Genomic DNA, 4408 nt, shown 5'->3' with positions numbered 1-4408 from the left:
CGCCACTACACTCCCATGTCCCACTTCGCCACCGACCGCCCCGTCCTCCTCATCGACGCCGACGCCCCACTGCGCGAACTCCACAACTGCCTCAGCGAACGCCTCAACGCCGTCCTCAAATACCTCAACCTCATGGCCTGCACCAGCCTGCCGGACTACGCCGAGCACGATATCAACACTGTCACCAACATCGCCCGGATTATGGTCCAGGATGTGAGTGATGTGTTTCGGGTGATTGAGCAGCGTGGGTTTGATGCACCTAAGGGGCAGTGACCATATTTCAGTCGTAAACAAACCCGCATTTTTTGCGGGTTTTTGCCTACCTTTATTTTCACTTTTCAAAAAGGTGGCAGTTCTTGAGTCGCCTTTTCGTTCCGATTTCATACAGATCGATTGTTCAAATTAATCGATTAGAAATTTTGATTGCTGCTGGGCTGGGTCGGTTTTGGCTCCCAGCACTCGTCAGCCTTTGCAGCAAAAAACAAGCACGCTACTTGCATCATAATCCCGCAAAAATAAATATCCTCGCCAAATAGCTCATAATTGACTTGAAAAATCTATAAATACCGCGACACTCTACGTGATACAGGACCTGAATTTACGAATATTTTAGGAATGAAATATGTCGCAAACACAAGAAAATGGAAAACAGGATGTTGAAATCACAACAGAAGGCAAAGAAGTAATATCAGAAAACGATATAACAAAAAACTTGAATCTTATCATCGAAGCAATAAACAGCAACAACCCAACTTTAAACAGCAAAAAAAATCAGAAAAAACTACGAATACTTATACAAAAATGCAAAGACCAAGGAATCATAAAGGAAGAAAAGAAAGAATTAACAAAAATCTTAGCGTTCGACATCGAAATAGATGCAGTACTACAACATCTAAATCAAGACATGCGAGACGACTGGTTTACCGATGCAATTCAACACCGAGATTTATTTGAAAACAAAATCCATTTACATGAAAAACTTCAAAATTTAATACAAGATGGAAACGGCAAGTACCTAGGTGCAAAAAGAACCGTCTACAACATCCCAAAAAAGGGAATAGGATTAAGATACTCTCTTGAGACAGACTTCTATGATCGATTCATTTACCAAGCTATTTGTTCATTCTTAATTCCTTTCTACGACCCATTGTTATCACATCGAGTTCTCGGCCACAGATTCAACAAGAATAGAGACTCTGAACGATACATATTCAAAAGTCGCATTGACCTCTGGACCACTTTCGAAGGTATTACTAGAACAGCATTACAAAGCAATCAAGCCCTATTAGTTACAGACCTAATTAATTATTTCGAAAACATATCAATAGAAACAATAAAATCAGCCTTTGAAGGAAATATAGAAAAAATAAATACTGACGGACCGAAAAAGCTACTCATCCGCAACGCAATTGACACTCTTTGCGATCTGCTATCTCGCTGGGGCTATAACGAAAAACATGGCCTACCCCAAAATAGAGACGCATCATCTTTCATAGCCAACGTCGTATTAAACTCTGTTGATCATAAAATGGTCGAACTTGGATACGACTACTACAGATACGTAGATGATATTAGAATAATATGTGAAACGCCGCGAGCAGCAAAAAAAGCGCTCACCGAACTCATAAACCAACTAAGAACAGTGGGAATGAATATAAACTCAGGAAAAACAAAAATCCTGAACAATGAAAGCTCATCAGAAGAGATCAACGAGAACTTTCCAACTTCTGACGACCGCAGCCAAACCATCGATAGCATGTGGAGATCCAGGAGCAGACGAGTAATAGCTAGATCTGCAAAATATATATACCAATTACTGCGCGAATGCATTGATCAAAAACAATCTCAATCACGACAATTTCGTTTTGCTATAAATCGTTTAATACAACTGACAGAAGCAAATATATTCGACATACACACCAATTTAGCAAACGACCTAAAAACACTGCTAATTGAAACCCTTGAAGATCACGCAGCTTCAACAGACCAATACTGCCGAATTTTATGGACACTTACTCCAAGCCCGCAAGAGCTAGAAAAGCTATTTCTTTATTTACAAGATCACGACCGCTCAATTTACTCTTGGCAAAATTTTCATCTATGGCTTTTGCTTGCAAAAGCGAAGTACAAAAACGATGGCACGATAGAACTCGCCAAAAGAAAAATCAGCTCAGAACTACTTCAACCCGAATGCTCAGCAATATTTATATATTTGCGCTGTGTAGACGAAGCCGAACATCTCAAGCCTCTGATCCAAATATTCAGCAATGGCTGGCCCTACTACCACCAAAGAAACTTTCTATTAGCCGCTAGCGAGTTCACCAAAGACGAAATTGCTCCATTACTTTCTCAACTCGATACAAAGCTTAAATGGACCGCCTCTCGAGCCAAGCCATACTTCGAAAATGGCACCCCTCTAGCCGAAAGAGAGCCCATAAGCGCGCTAAATATTTATGAGGAAATAAGCCCATATGAATAATCATAAAAAAGCTCTAATCTTTATCCGAGATTATACAGAGCAAGGCGGTGACAAATTTTACCTATGGTCCAGTGGCACACTTACACAAACGACAGCAGAAGAATTGGTTCAAGATGACCACGAAATAATTTGCCATGATTACTGGCTAATCGCACCTATTATATTCCGCGCAACAAGGCAGTTACCAAAATCAATTACGGACATTGAAGAACTGAGAATTTCAACATCTGGCAAACGGTCAGATCGAGAATCCAGGGAAAAAGTAGACATCGCGAAATCGCTAAGCCACGTCACCGACAGTGAGACAATTAAGAAATACCTATCTATATTCAACAAAACATCTGAAGTTGATTGCGGAGTACTCGAAAACATCGGCAGCGCTCTTATAATATTATCTGAACACATAGAAGCAACAGCAAAAGACTTCAATGAATGGGATAGATTTATTCAAATTGAACGTCCCATTACAGAACAGCTTACGCGTACTACATCAGATGGCATCGCCATAGACACAGACCAGTTACGCACTCACAAAAGCAATATAGATTTTGAATATTATACGGCACTAAAAAAATTCTCAGCCAAATACAATATGCCACTAGAAATCCCAACAGATAACGATATTATCGAATACCTCGAACCAAAGGGTTACGATTTTTCCGGTGTTAACGTTGAGTACGTATTAAAGTTTGTACCTATGCCTGATGATTTTGCAATTGACCTTCTCAAGCTTATGAAAATCGCCAAATCCCGAAAAGTGTTAAACCTGATACCATTAAGCCAAAATAGAATACACCCAATAACAGATACATTCGGCTCGATAACATCAAGAATATACTACAAAGATCCTTCACTGCAAAATCTAGCCAAGCAACACAGAAATATTCTAGTCCCAGACCCTAACAAGCAACTATCATACATAGACTTCGAACAATATGAAGCGGGGATAATGGCAGCGCTATCTGGAGATCCGGAACTTTTAGAGCTCTATGCGAATGGCGACCTCTACGAAACAGCATCCGGGGATATATTCAAAAACAAAACTAACCGTAAAGAGGCTAAAAGACTTTTTCTATCGTATGCCTACGGAATGAGGAGGCAAAGCTTGTATGATGCGGCTTGTGGTTACGGCGCTGAAAGACAAGCCGTCAAAGATTTTTTTAACAAATTTAAAATTTTTGAAAAATGGAAAAACTCAGTACAAGCCGACTTCAAGGAACACAGTCGTATAAGTACTTGTCTTGGCAATCATATGAAACGTGATCGAACAGGCCCATTGACGGAGCAAGAAAAAAGGTCTGCCGTAAGCCAGCTTGTTCAAGGCACTGCATCGCTGATATTTAAGAAGGCTCTCCTGAACCTACGAAGTGAGTCTCGCATTGAAATCAAAGTTCCGATGCATGATGCTGTGCTTTTCCAACATCGCAATGACTTCGACACCAAAATAGTTTCCAAAATATTTTCAGATACAATGACTGAGCATTTTCAGGGAGCAATTATTGGCAAGGCATCGCTTAGCGATTTCTTTGAATAACTGATCTACACAGATAAAAACTCCTTTAAATAAGCCACATAAACGACATGGAACAACCCAACTTCATTGACTTACTCATTGGATATCGTGGTGTCGGGTCTTTGGCTTGTCGTCGATCACAGACGGCGACGACGACAAGTAGCCCCAGGCCGGCGACATCCCCGCGGTGTTGGCGGCACGCGCCAACAGAGACCATTCAAACGATTCGTGACTTCATCGCGCAGTGATGGAAAAAGGTCTCGAAGAAGGCCCTGCCCCCAGGGCCTTCCCAAACAACAACAATCAGTAAACCTGCACCCGCCACAACTCCCGCGAAGACGAAGCCGCCGACATCGGAAACCGACCATGCAACGTCCGATAGTTATCAATCAGCACCAAATCCCCCTCACTCCACT

5 protein-coding genes are annotated in these 4408 nt (G+C 41.4%); 4 read left to right on the top strand and 1 reads right to left on the bottom strand.

What is annotated here, in order from left to right; translation table 11 throughout:
* The 4 genes from ACGLXV_RS17875 to ACGLXV_RS17860 all read left to right on the top strand — a co-directional run.
* A partial coding sequence (locus ACGLXV_RS17875) for a fructose-bisphosphate aldolase (RefSeq protein ID WP_391559694.1) occupies window positions 1–273 on the top strand: 273 nt, incomplete at its 5' end.
* Between the two features lie 83 nt (window positions 274–356).
* On the top strand, window positions 357–536 hold the full coding sequence (locus ACGLXV_RS17870) for a hypothetical protein (protein WP_391559693.1): 180 nt from the start codon (window positions 357–359) through the stop codon (window positions 534–536).
* A gap of 86 nt (window positions 537–622) precedes the next feature.
* Window positions 623–2479 carry an RNA-directed DNA polymerase gene (locus tag ACGLXV_RS17865; protein ID WP_391559692.1) on the top strand — a complete coding sequence of 619 codons (1857 nt, stop codon included), beginning with the start codon at window positions 623–625 and terminating at the stop codon, window positions 2477–2479.
* Window positions 2472–4013 (top strand): DNA polymerase, encoded by a 1542-nt coding sequence (locus tag ACGLXV_RS17860; protein WP_391559691.1) that lies wholly within the window; start codon window positions 2472–2474, stop codon window positions 4011–4013. The genes ACGLXV_RS17865 and ACGLXV_RS17860 overlap by 8 nt, the downstream gene beginning before the upstream one ends.
* A gap of 282 nt (window positions 4014–4295) precedes the next feature.
* Here ACGLXV_RS17860 and ACGLXV_RS17855 read toward each other — a convergent pair.
* Window positions 4296–4408 (bottom strand): TauD/TfdA family dioxygenase (locus tag ACGLXV_RS17855; protein ID WP_391559695.1); only part of this gene is annotated, 113 nt, incomplete at its 5' end.

It is taken from the genome of Robertmurraya sp., from assembly GCF_036676585.1.
Lineage (GTDB): Bacteria > Bacillota > Bacilli > Bacillales > Cytobacillaceae > Robertmurraya_A.
This window is presented reverse-complemented; position numbering and strand designations above follow the sequence as displayed.

Coding starts and splice junctions, on each gene's coding strand:
- ACGLXV_RS17865 (WP_391559692.1), top strand. CDS start 623: ATGTCGCAAACACAAGAAAATGGAAAACAGGATGTTGAAATCACAACA.
- ACGLXV_RS17860 (WP_391559691.1), top strand. CDS start 2,472: ATGAATAATCATAAAAAAGCTCTAATCTTTATCCGAGATTATACAGAG.